The following is a 17,268-nucleotide window of genomic DNA, read 5'->3' as shown; positions in this document are numbered from 1 at the left end:
CGCTTTGCCCCTTGAGTGACAAGCTAGAAGCCTTACGCGAATTTTGCGGGCTTTTAGTCGTCACTAATATGCCTACTGTATTAATTTTGAGCGGGCTCAAATTCGTTATTTACTTTAACGACCATAGTCCCGCACACGTGCACGTTTTCGCGCATGGCTGCGAAGTGGTGCTAGACTTGTATTGTCCCGATGGACCTCCAGAAATGCGCGAGAACTATGGCTTCTCGCTCAAGGAAGTTAGAAAAATCATCGATGCGCTGACTACTCATGTGGCCACGTTGTGCGCTAAATGGAAGGGGCTATATGGGCATTACTAAAAGAGAATTTGAAGCAGCTAACCGGCGTGGCCGAGAGATGTTGGCGAAGTTTCCTGCGGCGCTAACGGTACGTTATGACAGTGGCCTTGAGCAGCTTGTTATCGCGCTATCGAACGGTCAGCAGCTCATCGTAGCCCCGCAGACTATTCGTGGGCTTGAGAAGGCGCTGCCCGAGGATCTGGTTGAAGCAGAAATCAGTCCCTCAGGCCTAGGCGTGCATTTCCCTAAGATTGATGCAGATGTTTACCTGCCGCCGTTATTGGTCAATATGGCGAGCCAGTCACGTCGAGCTTGAGTTGCCAGACGGCGCCGGCGCCGGTGATGTAGAGGGTTTTGCCGTCGGCGCCACCGAAGGCGGCATTCGTCACGTTGGCGTCCACCTTGATCGTCGCGATTTGCTTGCCGGCCGGCGTGAATACGCGGATGCGCTTGTCGGTGTGCTCGGTCACGTAGATGTTGCCGTGGCAGTCGACCGCCATGCCGTCCGGGATGCCCAGATTATCGACCAAGGTCTTGCCCTGCTGCGGCACGCCTTTCACGATCGGGTACGCGCGCAGCACGCCGTGCTCGCCCAGCATGCCGTTCACGTACAGCACGTCACCCTTCGGCGACAGCGAAACGCCGTTTGGATTTTTCAGCGTGTCTTCCACCACCGTGACTTTGCCATCGGTGCCCACGCGGTACACGCGGGTTTTGTCTTGTCCGCCCGGCGCCGCATCGCGCTGGAAGTCGGGATCGCTGAAGTACAAGGTGCCGTCCGAAGCCAGCGTCAGATCGTTCGGCGAGTTGAAGACGTTGCCGTTGAACTGGCTCACCACGTCCGCGCGCTTGCCGTCCAGCGAGTAGCGCGATACCGATTTGTACTTGTGCGTGCCGGCGATCAGGTTGCCCTTGCCGTCGGTCGCCAGGCCATTGCTGCCGCTATCCTCGATCACGGTGCTGACTTTGCCGCTCGCATCCAGCTTCAAGATGCGCGACGGGAAGCCCGGGCCGAACGTGAAGTCGGAGAAGTACAACGCATCCTTGATCCACACCGGCCCTTCATACAAGCCCGGCTCGCTACGGGTGGTGTTGGCGGCGGCGATGCGCGTGGCGCTCAGTTCGCCGGACGGTGCTTTACCACTGCACACGCCGGTCGCGGACTGGGCCAGCGGCGCAGCGAATATGGCTGCCCAAATCAAGGTACTGCGTAACTTCATGCTGCATTCTCCTGTGGTCGATGAACGATCACGCAGTCGCGCCCTGCGTGCTTGGCGGCATACAAACAGCTATCGGCTGCGGCCAGCATGGCGGCAGCGTTATTCAAATGGTCTTTGTCGAAGGTGGCCACGCCGATGCTCATGGTCACGTGCGGCCGCGTTGCCGCCGGCGCGTGGTTGATGCTGAGCGAGGCGATCTTGGCGCGGATGGCTTCCGCGTGCAGCGCCGCTTGCTCGGCGCTGGTGTCCGGCAGCACGGCGGCAAATTCTTCGCCGCCGTAGCGCGCCGCCAGGTCGGCCGGCCGTTGCAGCATGGAGGCAAACGCTTCCGCCACCATGCTCAGGCAAGCGTCGCCCTGCTGGTGGCCGAAGTGGTCGTTGTAGGCTTTGAAGGAGTCGATGTCCATCAGCAGCAGCGACAGTTGGCCTTCGTTGCGCTGGGCGCGCCGCAATTCGCGGTCGAGCGCGACGTCGAAGTGGCGGCGGTTGGCAATGCCGGTCAGGCCGTCCACATACGATTGCGCGCGTAGCGCTTCGGCCTGGCTGCGCAGCTGGCGCTCGCGGCCGACGATGGTGCTGATGTCGCTCACTTCGATCAGGCAGTAGCGCTCCTTGCCCTCATTGAACGGCGTCACCGACACCGCTTGCTCAACGCGTTCGCCGCCCCAGCTACCGGCCGGGTACAGCGGGAACGGCGACGGGTTCAAGGACGGTGACACGGTCTGCGGCACATTGCTTTGCAGCGCGCTCAGTACCGCCTGCTCCAGCCGCTGCCCGCGCAATTCGCCATACAGGTCGAACAGATCCTGCCCGATCACCCGGTGCGAGGACTTGCCGGAACGGCTGGCCATCCACTGGTTCCACATGACGATATGCATGTCGGCGTCAATAACGATCAAGCCCAGCTGGGCCAGTCCGAGCACGCGCGCGGACAAATGGTGCGGGACAGGGGCGGTTTCAGCCATGCGTGCTTTCCTTGAAGGAATAATAATCGTGTCCAGATTATACGGGCAGCGGCGCGCCTTGCTGCACTATCGTTTCCAGCTTTTTCATTGAAAAATATTTCCCCCACGTTAGCCGCAGCGAGCGTCGCGTTTATCCTGCTATTATTGGTCGTCGCAAATGGCGGTGCGGTTTCATGCAACCGTTGAGAATTCTCATGTCTGCGGCAATTCCGCTGAAGTAATCTTGCAACTGACCTGGGCTTTGCTTGGAAAGGAGTAGATCGTGGAACCGATACAAGAGAGCGTCCCGGACGACGGGCCCGCCATGCCACCGCCGAGCTCGGCCACGAGCGCGCCGCCGGTGCGCACGCGCCAAATGCTGCCGCCCAAGGGGTCTTGCTGGTATTGCGAAAAGCCGCTCGATAATGTGCGCCGCTTCTGCGACAAGGAATGTGCCGACGCGTTTGACGAAGAGAAGGAATACACCCGCTAGGCCGGCTTACGCCATCGCTCCCTGCAAGGTCGCCAGCGCCGCCTCAAAATCGAACTGGTGCGCCGCTTCCGTCACTTCCTGAAATACTTCCACTCCCAGGCTCGCCGCCAGCACCGTGGCCGATTGCTCCAGCACATCGATTGCCGCTCCGTCTCCCTCGTCCAGCAAGCGCGCCAGGTGTTGCAACAGCATGCGCGTCTCCGGCATCTTCGCGGCCGTGTCCGCCGCATGGGCTTGCGCTGCCAGCATTTGCTGCGGATCGCCGTCGAGCACACCGTCGATGACGGTAATCAAGCTGCGCAGTGCCTGCTCCAGCTGCGCCAGCAGTCCCGACCAGCCGGACGCCGGCCCCGCGCACAGCGGTTCCAGCTGGGAGGCCAGCAGGTACACCTGCTGCGCGCCTATCATGCCGGCCGCACCTTTGAGCGTGTGAACAATGCGCTGCGCGTGGCCGGGTTCGCCGCCGGTGAGCGCCTTGCGCGCCTCGCAGCCGCTGTCCGGGTAGCGCTGGCGGAAGCGGCGCAGGATTTGCAGGTAGAGCTCGCGGTCACCCATCAGCTGCTGCAAGCCGGTCTCCACCTGGAGGATGTGGCCCCCGGTGGGAGCGAGCATGCTGGTTGAGGTCATAATGCGCCTGAACGGATGTGTGAAGCACTACGATAGCAGACCCAGCCGTCAGTCACAGTTAAAATCGTGCAACATTTGCAGCTTTTATTTCGTGGTGAAGCTCCAGTTGCGGGTGACTGCCGTCCCGGCCACCGTGCCGCTGAAGCTGACGTCGTAGGTGGTGGCCGCCTGGAGCGGCGCCAGCGGCACGATGGCTGCCGCCGTGGCGGTCATGCTGGTGCCGGCGTCGATGCTGAGCAGGCGCGTGGCCAGCGCCGCACCGCCGCGCGGCGTGACCGTGAAGCTCTGCACCGCCACCTTGCCGTTGCCGGCGTCAGCATGCACGCTGATCGGATAGCCGACTTCGTTCTGGTTGGGCACCGGATCGGGCGATTCGCTGTCGCTGAAGAAATTGCGCGGCACATTGGCTTGCTGGTCGGCAGGATAGACCGCGATCCTGCCCCGCCCCAGTCCGCTGAGGCTGCCTACCACCGCAAAGTCGGCTGTGAAATAGGTGTAGCTGCCGCTGATGGTGGCAGCGCCGGTGCCGATTTCGCGGAACACCGGCTCGAAGATCACGAAGCGGTGGTAGATGGCGGTAATTAATTCCTCGGCCTGATAAAAGCCGGAGCCGCTGGTGGTGGCGGAAATCACCTCGCCGGACAGCGAAGCGGCGCCGTTGGACGAGTAGCCAGCCGCCGCCAGGCGGTTGGTGAACGTGACACCGGTAAAGCCGGGTTGTCCCTGCGTTTGCTCGTGGGTAATCACGCGGTTCAAGCGCTGGTAGTCGGAGTGGCCCTGTGCGGCCGCATCGATGCGGCTATTGCGCGTGAGCGTAGACAGGCCGAGCTGCGCGCGCCGGTAATTAATCCAGTTATAGCCGTCGGTCGCGGTGTTGCCGGTCAGCGTGGGCATGCCCGGTTCCTGCATGATGGGCGGGGTCGTGGTGCTGGGGCCGGTCACTGCCGAGGTATTGCCGCCGCCACCGCCGCCGCACGCTGCCAGCAATGCTGCGTACAGCGCCGCCGCAAGGGGTAATCGCCATTTTTCCATGATGAACTCCTATGCCATGGGGCCGATTCTATGCCTGATTTCGAAACCGCCGCATCCGTTACACATGGTAAGCTTGCCGTTTCTTTAGGATAGCCATCGTTTTGAAGCCTTTACACCATCCGCGCATGCAGCGCGCCAAGTTTGCCTTGCCCAGCATGGTCACCCTGATGTCGATTGCCTGCGGTTTCGGCAGCATCGTCATTTCGGTCGATAACGCGCTGATCGGCTCGGCACAGGATTACCGCTTGGCGGCCGTGCTGCTGGTGCTGGCCGGCGTGTTCGACGCGCTGGACGGCATGGTTGCGCGCGCCACCAACACCCAGTCCGACTTTGGCATGCAGCTCGATTCGATCGCGGACGTGATGAATTTCGGCTGCGCGCCGGGCTTGCTGTTGTACTGCTGGGGCTTCCAGAAACTCGGCATCGATCATCCGACCCTGCTGCGCCTGGGCGGCATGGCCAGCTTCTTCTTCGTGGCCTGCGGCGCGCTGCGTCTGGCGCGCTTTAATGTGAACGTGGGCCGTACCGATCCGCGTTATTTCGTCGGCATGCCGATTACGGCCGGCGCGGCCTGTGTCGCTTCGGTAGTGGTAGCGTGGCCCGATCCTGCCGCCTCGGCACTGCAAGGCGCGCTGGTGGTGGCGCTGCTGTTCGTGGTGGGCACGCTGATGGTGTCGACCGTGCGCTTCCCTAGCTCCAAGCAAAAGAAAAGCTGGGCAGCGCTGGTGGTGCTGCTGATTAATCTCGGCCTGCTGGCGTGGCTGCAGGCAGCGTACTTCGTGCTGTTCTTTGCCTTTTACATCGTGCTGACGCTGGCGCTGAACGCGGCGTGGAAGACCGGCTGGACGGGTGTCGCCCCGCCGGTCGTGTACAACGACGCTTAGTTAAGCAAGCCCGTTAGGCAACTTCGTGGCCACGGGCCGCGCGCAGGATCTCAAACCACTGGCTGCGGCTCAGGCTGAACTGAGTCGCTTCCACCGCTTCCTTCACTGCCGCAATGCGGCCCGAGCCGGTCAACGGCACCGGGCGGCTCGGCAGCTGCATAATCCACGCGAACACCACCGCGCCGAATGGGCGTTGCAGCTCGTCGGCCACTTTCTGGATCACGGTGCGCACGCGCTGGCCTGCCGCATCGTCGCTGCTGAACAGGCGGCCGCCGGCCAGCGGCGACCAGATCATCGGCGCCACGCCGAGGTCTTGCAGGCCGTCGAAGGTTTCGTCGAACATCGGCGCCACGTGCAGCGGCGAGAATTCCACCTGGTTGGTCGCCAGCGGGATGCGGCGGTTCAGGCTTTCAAACTGGTGGCGGGTGAAGTTGGACACGCCGAAGTGCTTGACCTTGCCATCAGCTTTCAATTTCTGGAACGCGCCGGCGATTTCATCGAAGTTCATCAGCGGATCCGGGCGGTGGATCAGCAGCAGGTCGAGGTGGTCGGTGCCCAGCTGGCGCAGCGAGTTCTCGGCCGACGCAATGATGTGGCTGGCGCTGGTGTCATAGTGCTGGATGGTGTGCTCCGGGCGCGCCGCGTTCACCAGCTTGATGCCGCACTTGCTGACGATCTGCATCTGGTCGCGCAGCGACGGTTGCAGCGCCAGCGCCTCGCCAAACGTGGCTTCCACGCCATAGCCGCCGTAGATATCGGCGTGGTCGAAGCTGGTCACGCCCATGGCCAGCGCCTGCTCGATCCACTCGACGCGCTGCTGCGGCGACAGATTCCATTCATTCATACGCCACATGCCGGCAACGATGCGCGACAGCGTCAGGCCGCCTTGGTAGGTCGCGAGGGAAGGGCAGGTCAGGTTGGTCATCGGCAAACTTTCCAAGTTAAATGAGAGCAAGAATTATAGTATGATCGTGACGTACGCCAGACCGAATGGAGAGATGACGTGGGACTTTTATCGTTTCTGAAATCGAAACCGGAACCTGAAGCGAAACCCGCCAGCGCCCCTGGTGCAGCCCCTGCACCGGCCCCAGCGCAGACGGCCGCAGCGGCGCCGGACGCCAATGCCATCGTTACCCGTTCTGAGATTGTCGACGAACGTCACCGCCTGTGCGGCTACCGCTTCAGTGCGCCGCTGCCGGAAGCGGAGATGATCGGCGCGCTGGTGGCTGCCCACCTCCCTGACTTTGCCCAGAGGCGCTTGGCGCTGGTGCAAATCACCATGGATGCGGTGGTATTCAACCGCCACCTGCCGCTGGCCGCTCCCAATACCGTGTTCCTGCTCGACCGCAAGGCCGCCAACCTGCCGGCGGATCAGATTGCCGGCCGCATCGCGGCGCTGCGCGAGACCGGCTCCAAGGTCGCGCTGCGCGGCGTGTCGCTGGATGCCGAAGATGCCCCGCTGCTGGCAGCGGCCGACATCGTCCTGCTGCACCTGCAGGAGCACACGCTGGCCGAATTCCAGACCCTGTCCAAGCAGCTGCGCCTGCGCTACCCGGAATTGAAGCTGCTGGTAGACGGCGTAGAGTCGTGGGATGAGCAGCGCATGTGCGCTTCGTGGGGCGCGAATTACCTCATGGGCCACTTCCTGACCACCAGCGACAAGGTGGACCCGGACGCCAAGATCGATCAAAGCCGCATGACCTCGATCGAGCTGCTGAACCTGCTGCGCACCGATGCCGAACTGCCGGCCATGATCGAAGTCGCCAAGCGCGATCCCGGCATGACTTACCAGGTGCTGCAATGGGCCAATGCGCCGGGCAGCGGCCAGACCACCAAGGTCACTAGCTTGCAGCAAGCCTTCATGGTGCTGGGACGGAACCAGCTGTATCGCGGCTTGACGGTGTCGATGTTCCGCCTCGGCGGCGGCGCCAACAAGGAGCGTGATGAATCTTTGCTGGAAGTGGCGCTGACCCGCGCGCGTTTCCTGGAGACGTGCAGCAAGCTGCCGCAAGCCAAGCGCGACGAATTGTTCCTGGTGGGCTTGCTGTCGCTGTTTGATGTGCTGCTGGGTGTGCCGATGGCGAACCTGGTCAGCAAGATGCGCCTGTCGGATGATATCCGCGATGTGCTGCTGGGGACGGAGGGCGCTTACAGCCCGTACTTGACGATGGTGCTGCTGCTGGAGCGCAACAAGGTGGAGCGTGCGCTGGAGATTGCGGAAACGCTGGAGATAGATGTCGACGGCCTGCCGCTAGTGGGACAGGCCGCCTTCCAGTGGGCGCAGGAATCGATGCAGCAGACCGGCGCCGACTGATCTAAGTTACTTCAGCCAGAGGCGGATCGAGTCCCAGGCGCGGCCGAAGATCGAGGCTTGTTCCACGGTCTCCAGCGCCACGACTGGGAGTTCCAGCATCGGCTTGCCGTCCACCACCATCTTCAGGGTGCCGACGCGGCTGTTCTCGGCCAGCGGCGCGACCAGCGGGTCTTTACGCTCCAGCGCCGGTTTCATCTTGCCAGCCACGCCCTTGGGCACGGTCACCATCACGTCTTGCGCGAAGCCGATCTTCACGGCGTTCTTCGAACCTTTCCAGATTTCCGGCGTGGCGATAGGCTGGCCTTTCGAGTACAGCTTCACCGTATCGAAGTTCTGGAAGCCCCAGTTCAGCAGCTTCTGGCTTTCCTGCGTACGCACTTGATCCGACGAGGTGCCCAGCACCACCGAGATCAGGCGGCGCTCGCCGGTGCCGTTCGGACGCTTGGCCGAGGCGATCATGCAGTAGCCGGCCGCTTCGGTGTGGCCGGTTTTCATGCCGTCCACGGTTGGATCCAGCCACAGCAGGCGGTTGCGGTTCGGCTGGGTGATCTTGTTGTAGGTGAAGGTCTTCACCGAGTCAATCTTGTAGAACTCCGGGAAGTCCTTGATCACGTGCTGCGCCAACTGCGACAGGTCTTGCGCGGTCGAATAGTTTTCCGGCGACGGCAGGCCGTGCGGATTGGCGAAGTGGGTCGAGGTCAGGCCCAGGCGCTGGGCTTCCTTGTTCATCAGCACCACAAAGGCGGACTCGTCGCCGGCAACGGCTTCGGCCAGCGCCACCGCAGCGTCGTTACCCGACTGCACCATCAGACCGTACAGCAGGTCGTTGATGCTGACCGGGGTGGCTGGGTCGATGAACATCTTCGAGCTGCTCGAATCAACCTTCCATGCCTTGGTCGAGACATTGACCATCTGGTTCAGGGCAATCTTCTTGTCGCGCAGCGCGCCGAAGGTCACGTAAGCCGTCATGATCTTGGTCAGCGAAGCTGGCTCGATGCGGGCGTTCGGATCTTGCGAGGCGATGATCTGGCCGCTGGTCGCGTCCAGCAGCAGCCAGGACTTGGCGGCGATGTTCGGGGCTGGCAGCGTTTGCGCCACGGCGGAGGTCATCAACATCACACTGGTGGCCAGTGCCGCGATAATTTTCTTCATGTGATCTGGTGTAAAAGTTAAAAGCCCGATGATTATAGTTGCTTAATCCGCATTTGCGGTGTCCGTTTCAGCCTCGGTTAAGCCGCCGCGGCCCCACAGCTGCGTGACCCAGCTCTTGATGTGGCCGAGCTTGCGGTGGAAGAAGTGGTCGGCGCCGGGGATGACGATCACTGGAATCTCTTGCGGACGCAGCCAGTCCAGCACGTCGATCAGGGGGATGGTTTCGTCTTGCTCGCCGTGGATCAGGATGGTGTCCGCAGGGATGTCGGCCATCTGCCATTTCTTGGCGGCCGCGCCGACCAGCACCAGACGCTCGGCCGGCTTGCCGGCGGCGGCAAGGCGCTGGGCCAGATGCGTTTGCACGTAGGTGCCGAAGGAGAAGCCCGACAGCGCTACCGGCAAGTCCGGGAATTTTTCGGTCATCCACGCATGCAGGATAGCCATGTCGTCGGTCTCGCCTTGGCCATGGTCGTGCACGCCTTCGGACTTGCCGACACCGCGGAAGTTGATGCGCGCCACCACGTAGCCGAGGTTGACGAAGGTGCGCATCAGGGTCACGGCCACCTTGTTGTCCATGGTGCCGCCGTACAGCGGATGCGGGTGCGCCACCAGCGCTACGCCGCGCGGTGCGGCGTCATCCGCCGGATAGTCGATCACGCCTTCCATTTGGCCGGCGGCGCCAGCCAGCATGAATTTTTCGCTCTTGTTCATATGCCTTAGATTTTGAGACGTTCAACAACTTGGCCGTTGACCAGGTGGGAGTCGATGATTTCATCGATATCGCTGGTGTCAACGTAGGTGTACCACGTGCCTTCCGGGTAGACCACCATCACCGGGCCTTCCTCGCAGCGGTCGAGGCAGCCGGCCTGGTTGATGCGCACCTTGCCCGCGCCGTTCAGGTTGAGTTCCTTGCAGCGCTTCTTGGCGTGCTTTTGCGCGGTTTCGGCGCCGTGGTCGCCGCAGCTATTGCGGCCGTCGTCACGCTTGTTCATGCAGAAGAAGACGTGGTGCTTGAAGTATTGGGTATCGCTCATGGCCGTGCCTCTTTAAAGTCGTAGCCGCTATGATACCTTGGCGGCGTTTAGCTTGTGGGCCGGCAGCCAGAGGAACCAGACCGCAAAGAATGGCCACAGCAGCGATAAGAACTGCGCCGCGCCGTTGAAGTTCAGGAATTTCCCCTGCACCCATGTTTGCAAAGTTGCCACGAAATATGGGTTGGCGGGCGTGGTGTTGATGATGACCAGTCCCAGCAGCAGGGTGGTCACGGCCAGGCGCCGCTGTGCCACGTGCGGGGCGTAGGCGAGGCCGGCCAGCATGATGGCGCCGATCAGGAAGCCGCCCTCGGCGCCGGGCGTGACCCAGACGAAGGCGTTTTCCGGCGAGAACAGCAGCGCCGAGGCCAGTGCTTTGACCAGCACCGAGCTGGCGATCATGGCCGTCACCAGCAGTCCGCGCGGCGACGGTTTGCGCAGCAGGCATAGCAGCGTCAGGCCGGCGCCGACCATGCCGCATGCGGTGATGATGGTTTCGGATAGCCAGTACTGCTCCACCGTCAAGTCCACATCTGGCCGAATCAGGCTGGCGAGGTCGATTTCCATGTCCAGCAGCTGCGACAGCCAGTCCGACAAGATCGGCAGCAGCTGGCCCAGGCCGTACAGGAAGTTTTGCGGATAAATCTGCGCCAGCGGCCACAGGGCCAGCAGCACAAAGCCTTGGCTGGCGTGCGGCGCAAACCACGCTTGGCGCAGGCGCTGCAGCTGGCTTTGATCGAGCAGGCGGCGCACGGTCAGCACGCCGATCAAGCCGCCCACTGCGCAGCCGGCGGCGTTAGTGTAGAAGTCCAGATTGGAGGACACGCGGCTTGGCAAATAGGTTTGCACCGCTTCCATGGTGCCGGACACCAGCAAGCCGCTGGCGCTGGCAATCAGCAGCGCCCACAAGCCTTTGACGCGCGGGTACAGTGCATAGGCGATCAAGATGCCGAACGGGATGTAGCCGATCACGTTGATGATGGCGTCGAACTTGGTCCAGTAGCGCGGCATGCTGGTCGTCTCGAGGAAGATCAGCGGCGACAAGCCTTGGTTATGCCAGCCGGAGAACGGGAACCAGCTGGCGTAGACGATCAGCAGCAGGTAGGCCAGCAGCGCCGCACGCGTGATCGGCGAGGTTCTTTGCATCGGCGCGAGCGGCGGCTTGGCCGGCGTCGCTGCCGGCGTGGGCTCGGGCGGCGCGGCCTGTGAGTGTTCTGTCATTTCGACGGCGGCAGCGCCGCCAGCCACGTGATCAGCTCAGCGGCGACTGCGTCGCTGGCGTCGGCCAACGCGCTGGCGCCGCCCGCGGCATCGGCGCTTGGCGCGGAAACGCTGCTGCTAAAGGCTTTCTGCTCCACCAGCCGGTGATTGCGGAACACCGAGGCACGCAAACGCACCACGCCCTTGCTGCTGGTGGCGCTGTCGAAGTTCTGTGCAAAGTCCTCCACCTCCATGCGCAGCACGGTGGCGCTGGCCGCAGCATCGGTGGTGGACAGCACTTTCACGCCGGCTTGCGACAGGCGCGCCTTCATGCGCTGCGTGAGCAGCTGCGCCGGCGTGCTTACCCACTGGTTGTAGGCGTAAGGGCGCGATTGACGCGCATCGGAATACAGCAGGCGGTAATGCATGCGCTCCGTGTCCAGCGAGGCCGGGCCGCTGACATCGGCCACAATAACGGCGCCGATGCTGGCGCTGGCGGCTTCTGAGGCGGTGCTTGTGGCCGCAGGCAGCGGGCCGAAATCATACTGCGCGGTCGGCTGGCCTTTGCTGGCGCACGCGCCCAGCGTCACGGCCATGGCGGCGATCATCAGGGCGTTACGGATGGTGGTGGTCATCATCTCGTGTTCCTTATTTGGTCTGGGCGGAGAAGCCTTCTTCACCGGGGCCGGGCGGCGTGCCGGGCGCGCCGAAGATCAGGCTTTGCGGACGGTCGTTAATCTTGTTCATGGTCTTGCGCAGCGCGCGCATGGAAGCGCGGGTGTCGTCCGACAGCGAATTCACTTGCGGCAGCGTGTCCAGTTCCAGCCCGCCGGCCACTGCGTCCACCGAGCCGCCGATGCGCTCCACCGTGGTGGTAATGCGGTCTATCGGGCCGTCTTTCGCCTGCAAGTTGGTGGTCAGATTGTTGACGTCAGTGGCCAGCGCGGTCACGGAGTTCAGCGTCTTCTGGGTTTGGTCGGCCAGTGCCGGCAGCTTGTCGATGGTCGGTTGCAGTTTTTCCGGCAGTTCTCGGTACTTCTGCGCGGTCTCGCTCACATCGGCAAACGCGCCGAGGATGACTTTTTGGTTGTCGGGATTGAGCAGCGTGTTCAAACGGCGGGTGACTTCCTCGGTCTGCGCCAGAATCTCGCGGCCCCGCTTGTCGATCTGGTCGAACAAGCCAGCACGCAGCGGAATGCGCGCTGGATGATCGGCACTGGACTGCAAGCGCGGCGAACCAGTCTTGTCGTCATCGAGCGCGATGAAGGCAATGCCGGTCACGCCCTGGTAGCCGAGCGAAGCGAAAGTGGTGTTGGTGATTGGCGCATCGGTGTCGATATTGAGCGTAACGATAATCTGGCCGGCCACCTTGGGATCGAAGTCGATGCCGCCAACCCGGCCCACTTCCAGGCCTCGGTAGCGGATCGGCGCTTGCGGATTCAGGCCGGGAATTGCCTGCGCCGTAGCGATAATGTACGGCACGCGTTCGACGCGGTCGCGGTTGAACCAAAGGCCGTACAGGATCGCCGCTATCAGCAGCGTGATCGTGAAGAAGCCGGTAGTAAGGGCGTGGGATCGGTTTTCCATCAGTGCTCCGTTGATGTTTTTTCTTCCAGCGCTTCCAGTGCGCGGCGGCCACGGTCGCCAAGGAAGAACTCCTTGATGAATGGGTGGTCGACTTTCAGCAGATCGGCCAGTGGGCCAAGCGCGATTACGTGTTTTTCCGCCAGCACGGCAATGCGGGTGGAGAGGGCGAATAGCGTATCCAGATCGTGGGTGACCATCACCACCGTTAAACCAAGTTCACGGTGCAGCGATTTAATCAGCGCCACGAAGGCTTCCGACAAATCGGGATCGAGACCGGCGGTGGGCTCGTCGAGGAACAGCAGCTTGGGTTCCAGCGCCAACGCACGCGCCAAGGCCACGCGCTTGACCATCCCGCCTGACAGATCGGACGGCATCTTGTTGGCGTGTTCGGGGCCGAGGCCGACCATGTTCATTTTCAGCAGCACGGCGTCGTGCACCAGATCTTCCGGCAGTACGTGCAGTTCGCGCATCGGCTGGGCGATATTCTCGAACACGGTTAGCGCCGAATACAGCGCGCCTTGCTGGAACAGCATGCCCCAGTGATTGCGTAGTTGCTGCAATTGGTCGGAATCGATTTCGCTGATGTCTTCACCGAACACGCGCACGCAGCCGCGCGCCGGGCGTTCAAGGCCCAGCATCTGGCGCAGCAGCGTGGTCTTGCCGGTGCCGGAGCCGCCGACGATGGACATGATTTCGCCCTGTTCGATTTCGAGATTCAAATCCTGGTGCACCACGGTGCGGCCGTACTTCGTCCACAGGCCGGTGATTTCGACCACCGGCACGCTGCCATCGAGTGTCAGTTCGCCGGTGCCTGGGCCGCAGCTGGCTTCCTGATCGCTCATCCCGAGAACCCCACGCCGCTAAAGACAATCGCAAACACTGCGTCGGCCAGAATCACGGCGGTAATTGCCGTCACCACGGAAGTGGTGGTGCCGCGCCCGAGGCTTTCCGTATTCGGCTTGATGCGCAGGCCAAAGTGGCAGGACACCAGCGCAATCAGCATGCCGAACACCACACCCTTGCCGATGCCGATCATGTAGTTCGCCAGCGGCACTGCTTCCGGCAGCTTAAGCAGGAAGTATTGCGGCGACAGGTTCAGTTCCAGTTTGGCCGACAGCATGCCGCCCATCAGCGCGATGGTGTCGGTCCAGATCACCAGCAGCGGCATGGCGATGGCCAGTGCCAGCACCTTCGGCATGATCAGGCGGAAGCCGTGCGAGATGCCCATCACCAGCATGGCGTCCAGTTCCTCGGTCACGCGCATCACGCCCAATTGCGCGGTGATGGAAGAACCGGAGCGGCCGGCCACCAGGATCGCCGCCAGCAGCGGCCCCAGTTCGCGGATGATGCTCATGCCGAGCAGGTTGACCAGGAAGACGTCGCCGCCGAAGTTACGCAGCTGCTGCGCCGATAAATACGAGAACACCACGCCGATCAGGAAGCCCACCAGCGCCGTAATGCCCAGCGCTTGAAAGCCGGCGTGATAGATGTTGGCGGAGATTTCTTTCCAAGGCCCGCGCAGCGGATTGCGCAGGAAGCGCCAACAGTCCAGCACCACTTGCCCGATGAGCCTTATCAGGCCGGCCATGTGCTCGAAGAACAGCAGCATGGCAAAGCCCAGCTTCATCACCAAGGTCAGGCGATGCTGGCGTGGGCGTGGCAATTCCAGCGCGCCGGTAGTTTCAAGGCGTTTGAAGAATTCTTCCAGCTCAGGCGCGAGTTGTAGATTGGCCGGGCGGGCCTTGCCCCACGCATTCCAGAACAGCTGGGCGCCGATGTGGTCCATGCTGTCGATGGCCGACAAGTCCCATTTCAGCTGATCGCCCTTGAGCGACTGCAGGAAGGTGGTAATGGTGGCCATCGCCTTGCCCTGCGCCAGTGCGTGCACTTGCCACGTGCCGGTAGCGGCGACGGCGCCAGCATTCAGGGTCAGGGTAGGCTCTTGGGCAGTAGGCATACCTCAAGTTTAAGGGAGTTTGGCTTCCGAGGCTACCTAACATAAGCGCTATAGTTATCCCCCGCACAGCCAAGCAGGGTCAGACCCCTTCGGGGTCTGACCCTTGGTGCCGGTTTGCGGGGTAGTGCCTCAAGCGGCCAGCCTTCGGGCCTGGCGCTTCGGCGCTGGCGTTTCTGCGGCTTTAGGCTTCGCCCCCGCATAATCGCTGGCCAGCAGGGCTTCGGCTTCTTCTTTGCCCATGCCTTGTGTTTGCAGGTAGCGCGCCACCATGGCCACCAAACGCTCCAGCGCAATGCGGTGGGTGGCGTCGGTATTCGCATACAGCCAGTCGGAGAAGGCCATGAAACGCTGGAACGGCGCATCGCCCAGCAGCACCGGCAGCGTGTGCGCGAAGCGGCCGGAGTTGGCCACCAAGTCCCAGTAGCGGGCAAAGCGCACCAATCGCTGCATGGTGCTGAAGTCGATGTCTTTATTGGCCAGGATGGTGTACGGCGCGTACGGGTCGTACACCATGCCGAATTCCTGCGTATGGCGAATGATCGGCGTGCCGCGCAGGCGCTTCAGAATGCCGAACTGGATCTCGTGCGGCTCCAGCGCCCACAGCTTGTTGAAGCCTTCGGCAAAGCTGTCCACCGTTTCACCCGGCAGGCCGGCGATCAGGTCGACGTGCATGTGGGCGTGCGATTGCTTGGTCAGCCAGCGGATGTTATCAGCGGCCTTTTGGTTATCCTGCTTGCGGCTGACCAGCATTTGCACCTCGGGATTGAAGCTCTGGATGCCGATTTCGAATTGCAGCGCGCCCTGCGGGAATTTGGCGATGCCTTCTTTTAGTGCATCCGGCAGATGGTCTGGCACCAGCTCGAAGTGGGCGTAGACTGGATCGTCCGGGTTGGCTTCCAGCTTATCGAGGAAGAACTGCATGATCTTCAGGCTGGTCTTGATGTTCAGATTGAAGGTGCGGTCGACAAACTTGAACAGGCGCGCGCCGCGCTGGTATAGCGACTCCATCTCCGCCAGGAAGTTATCGAGCGCGAACGGCCATGCCGTCTTATCCAGCGCCGACAGGCAGAACTCGCACTTGAACGGGCAGCCGCGCGAGGCCTCTACATATAGAGTGCGATTCTTGATGTCGTCATCGCTATATAAAGAGTAGGGCAGCTTGATCTCGGCCATCGGCGGCTGTACGCCGGCGTGCACCTTCATCAGCGGCTTGGGACCGTGCAGGATTTCGCCGCACAGTTTCGGGAAGGTGACGTCGCCCCAGCCGGTAATCACGTAATCGGCCAGCTTGACGATTTCCTGCTCATTGGTCTCGTGCGAAACCTCCGGGCCGCCCAGCACCACGACCACCTGCGGCGCCACGCGCTTGAGCATGGCCACGACCTTGGCGGTTTCCTCGACGTTCCATATATAGATGCCGAAGCCGACGATCTTCGGCGAGTAAGACAGGATGCGTTCAACAATCTCGGTCGCCTTGGCGCCGATAACAAATTCCTGCAGGCGCGTTTGCTCCTGCAGCTCGCCCATATTGGCTAGCAAATAGCGCAGGCCAAGGGAGGCGTGCGTGTAGCGGGCGTTAAGCGTGGTAAGTAAGATAGACATCCGCGTATTTTACCCTTGTCAGCAGGGCGGGCCGCTGTTATAGTTCTGTCCCTCGCGAAACACTACATGCAAATGCAGAGCGAAACGAGAAAAAAGAAGAGCTTGACGAGATGTGCGAAACGCCTCATAATCTTGCCTCTTCGCTGATGAACAAAACGCTTCTTCAGCAAATGCAGTACCAAATTCTGATCTTTAAAAAATTACAGTCGATAAATGTGGGCGTTTGATGCTGCAACAAAAAGCATTAAATGCTCAACAAGAAATAATACAGTAGTAATACTGTCAGTATTTTGAGTGGGCGAACCATCCGGTAAAACGGATAAAACAGAGATTAAACTAAAGAGTTTGATCCTGGCTCAGATTGAACGCTGGCGGCATGCCTTACACATGCAAGTCGAACGGCAGCACGGAGCTTGCTCTGGTGGCGAGTGGCGAACGGGTGAGTAATATATCGGAACGTACCCAAGAGTGGGGGATAACGTAGCGAAAGTTACGCTAATACCGCATACGATCTAAGGATGAAAGCAGGGGATCGCAAGACCTTGTGCTCCTGGAGCGGCCGATATCTGATTAGCTAGTTGGTGGGGTAAAGGCCCACCAAGGCAACGATCAGTAGCTGGTCTGAGAGGACGACCAGCCACACTGGAACTGAGACACGGTCCAGACTCCTACGGGAGGCAGCAGTGGGGAATTTTGGACAATGGGGGCAACCCTGATCCAGCAATGCCGCGTGAGTGAAGAAGGCCTTCGGGTTGTAAAGCTCTTTTGTCAGGGAAGAAAAGGTTGCGGCTAATATCCGCGGCTCATGACGGTACCTGAAGAATAAGCACCGGCTAACTACGTGCCAGCAGCCGCGGTAATACGTAGGGTGCAAGCGTTAATCGGAATTACTGGGCGTAAAGCGTGCGCAGGCGGTTTTGTAAGACTGT

General features: G+C 61.5%; 19 protein-coding genes and 1 rRNA gene. 6 read left to right on the top strand and 14 right to left on the bottom strand.

Translation table 11 applies throughout. The annotated features are described in order from the left end of the window. Positions 1-68 precede the first annotated feature (68 nt). The gene (locus GTP45_RS29380) at positions 69-317 is read left to right on the top strand and encodes a DUF4160 domain-containing protein (protein WP_161016911.1); all 249 of its coding nucleotides are present in this window, start codon (positions 69-71) and stop codon (positions 315-317) included. Further along, positions 304-612 (top strand): DUF2442 domain-containing protein, encoded by a 309-nt coding sequence (locus GTP45_RS26580; RefSeq protein WP_161016852.1) that lies wholly within the window; start codon positions 304-306, stop codon positions 610-612. Before GTP45_RS29380 ends, GTP45_RS26580 begins: the two co-directional genes overlap by 14 nt. On the opposite strand, the gene GTP45_RS26575 is transcribed toward GTP45_RS26580, so the two are convergent. Together GTP45_RS26575 and GTP45_RS26570 are read right to left on the bottom strand one after the other, a co-directional pair. Further along, positions 581-1,516 carry an SMP-30/gluconolactonase/LRE family protein gene (locus GTP45_RS26575; protein ID WP_161016851.1) on the bottom strand — a complete coding sequence of 312 codons (936 nt, stop codon included), beginning with the start codon at positions 1,514-1,516 and terminating at the stop codon, positions 581-583. The two genes, GTP45_RS26580 and GTP45_RS26575, sit on opposite strands and share 32 nt — an antisense overlap. Then, positions 1,513-2,481, bottom strand: coding sequence for a sensor domain-containing diguanylate cyclase (locus tag GTP45_RS26570; protein WP_161016850.1), 969 nt, complete (start codon positions 2,479-2,481; stop codon positions 1,513-1,515). Before GTP45_RS26570 ends, GTP45_RS26575 begins: the two co-directional genes overlap by 4 nt. A 262-nt stretch (positions 2,482-2,743) precedes the next feature. On the opposite strand from GTP45_RS26570, the gene GTP45_RS26565 reads away from it, so the two are divergent. After that, positions 2,744-2,953: a hypothetical protein gene (locus GTP45_RS26565; RefSeq protein WP_161016849.1), complete on the top strand. Its 210-nt coding sequence runs from the start codon at positions 2,744-2,746 to the stop codon at positions 2,951-2,953. A gap of 6 nt (positions 2,954-2,959) precedes the next feature. Here GTP45_RS26565 and GTP45_RS26560 read toward each other — a convergent pair whose 3' ends face one another. Together GTP45_RS26560 and GTP45_RS26555 are read right to left on the bottom strand one after the other, a co-directional pair. Then, on the bottom strand, positions 2,960-3,565 hold the full coding sequence (locus GTP45_RS26560; RefSeq protein ID WP_229258665.1) for an Hpt domain-containing protein: 606 nt from the start codon (positions 3,563-3,565) through the stop codon (positions 2,960-2,962). A gap of 99 nt (positions 3,566-3,664) precedes the next feature. Beyond that, a complete protein-coding gene (locus GTP45_RS26555) occupies positions 3,665-4,612 on the bottom strand; it encodes a CAP domain-containing protein (protein ID WP_161016847.1) in 948 nt (315 codons plus the stop codon). A gap of 125 nt (positions 4,613-4,737) precedes the next feature. Here GTP45_RS26555 and pssA point away from each other — a divergent pair, with 125 nt between their 5' ends. Continuing rightward, positions 4,738-5,496: a CDP-diacylglycerol--serine O-phosphatidyltransferase gene (gene pssA, locus GTP45_RS26550; RefSeq protein WP_161016910.1), complete on the top strand. Its 759-nt coding sequence runs from the start codon at positions 4,738-4,740 to the stop codon at positions 5,494-5,496. A gap of 13 nt (positions 5,497-5,509) precedes the next feature. On the opposite strand, the gene GTP45_RS26545 is transcribed toward pssA, so the two are convergent. After that, positions 5,510-6,421: an aldo/keto reductase gene (locus GTP45_RS26545; protein WP_161016846.1), complete on the bottom strand. Its 912-nt coding sequence runs from the start codon at positions 6,419-6,421 to the stop codon at positions 5,510-5,512. 78 nt (positions 6,422-6,499) lie between these two features. On the opposite strand from GTP45_RS26545, the gene GTP45_RS26540 reads away from it, so the two are divergent. Beyond that, positions 6,500-7,810: an EAL and HDOD domain-containing protein gene (locus GTP45_RS26540; RefSeq protein ID WP_161016845.1), complete on the top strand. Its 1,311-nt coding sequence runs from the start codon at positions 6,500-6,502 to the stop codon at positions 7,808-7,810. A 6-nt stretch (positions 7,811-7,816) separates the two neighbouring features. Here GTP45_RS26540 and GTP45_RS26535 read toward each other — a convergent pair whose 3' ends face one another. From GTP45_RS26535 to GTP45_RS26495, 9 genes are all read right to left on the bottom strand, one after another. Beyond that, positions 7,817-8,962, bottom strand: a complete 1,146-nt coding sequence (locus GTP45_RS26535; protein ID WP_161016844.1) for a D-alanyl-D-alanine carboxypeptidase family protein — start codon at positions 8,960-8,962, stop codon at positions 7,817-7,819. Positions 8,963-9,004: 42 nt separating this feature from the next. After that, entirely contained in the window at positions 9,005-9,673 is a 669-nt protein-coding gene (locus GTP45_RS26530) for an alpha/beta hydrolase (protein WP_161016843.1), read from the bottom strand. A gap of 5 nt (positions 9,674-9,678) precedes the next feature. Beyond that, positions 9,679-9,996 carry a (2Fe-2S) ferredoxin domain-containing protein gene (locus tag GTP45_RS26525; RefSeq protein ID WP_161016842.1) on the bottom strand — a complete coding sequence of 106 codons (318 nt, stop codon included), beginning with the start codon at positions 9,994-9,996 and terminating at the stop codon, positions 9,679-9,681. Positions 9,997-10,023: 27 nt separating this feature from the next. Beyond that, entirely contained in the window at positions 10,024-11,214 is a 1,191-nt protein-coding gene (locus GTP45_RS26520; RefSeq protein ID WP_166454754.1) for a VanZ family protein, read from the bottom strand. After that, positions 11,211-11,831: an ABC-type transport auxiliary lipoprotein family protein gene (locus GTP45_RS26515; RefSeq protein ID WP_308494628.1), complete on the bottom strand. Its 621-nt coding sequence runs from the start codon at positions 11,829-11,831 to the stop codon at positions 11,211-11,213. Before GTP45_RS26515 ends, GTP45_RS26520 begins: the two co-directional genes overlap by 4 nt. A 10-nt stretch (positions 11,832-11,841) precedes the next feature. Then, entirely contained in the window at positions 11,842-12,780 is a 939-nt protein-coding gene (locus tag GTP45_RS26510; protein WP_161016841.1) for an MlaD family protein, read from the bottom strand. Continuing rightward, positions 12,780-13,622 carry an ABC transporter ATP-binding protein gene (locus tag GTP45_RS26505; RefSeq protein WP_161016840.1) on the bottom strand — a complete coding sequence of 281 codons (843 nt, stop codon included), beginning with the start codon at positions 13,620-13,622 and terminating at the stop codon, positions 12,780-12,782. Before GTP45_RS26505 ends, GTP45_RS26510 begins: the two co-directional genes overlap by 1 nt. Beyond that, a complete protein-coding gene (locus tag GTP45_RS26500; RefSeq protein ID WP_161016839.1) occupies positions 13,619-14,737 on the bottom strand; it encodes an MlaE family ABC transporter permease in 1,119 nt (372 codons plus the stop codon). The genes GTP45_RS26505 and GTP45_RS26500 overlap by 4 nt, the downstream gene beginning before the upstream one ends. Positions 14,738-14,866: 129 nt before the next feature. Beyond that, entirely contained in the window at positions 14,867-16,339 is a 1,473-nt protein-coding gene (locus tag GTP45_RS26495) for a B12-binding domain-containing radical SAM protein (RefSeq protein ID WP_161016838.1), read from the bottom strand. Between the two features lie 333 nt (positions 16,340-16,672). Here GTP45_RS26495 and GTP45_RS26490 point away from each other — a divergent pair. Continuing rightward, positions 16,673-17,268, top strand: a 16S ribosomal RNA gene (locus tag GTP45_RS26490); the annotation flags it as partial.

Source organism: Duganella rivi (genome assembly GCF_009857435.1).
Lineage (GTDB): Bacteria > Pseudomonadota > Gammaproteobacteria > Burkholderiales > Burkholderiaceae_D > Rugamonas > Rugamonas rivi.
This window is presented reverse-complemented; position numbering and strand designations above follow the sequence as displayed.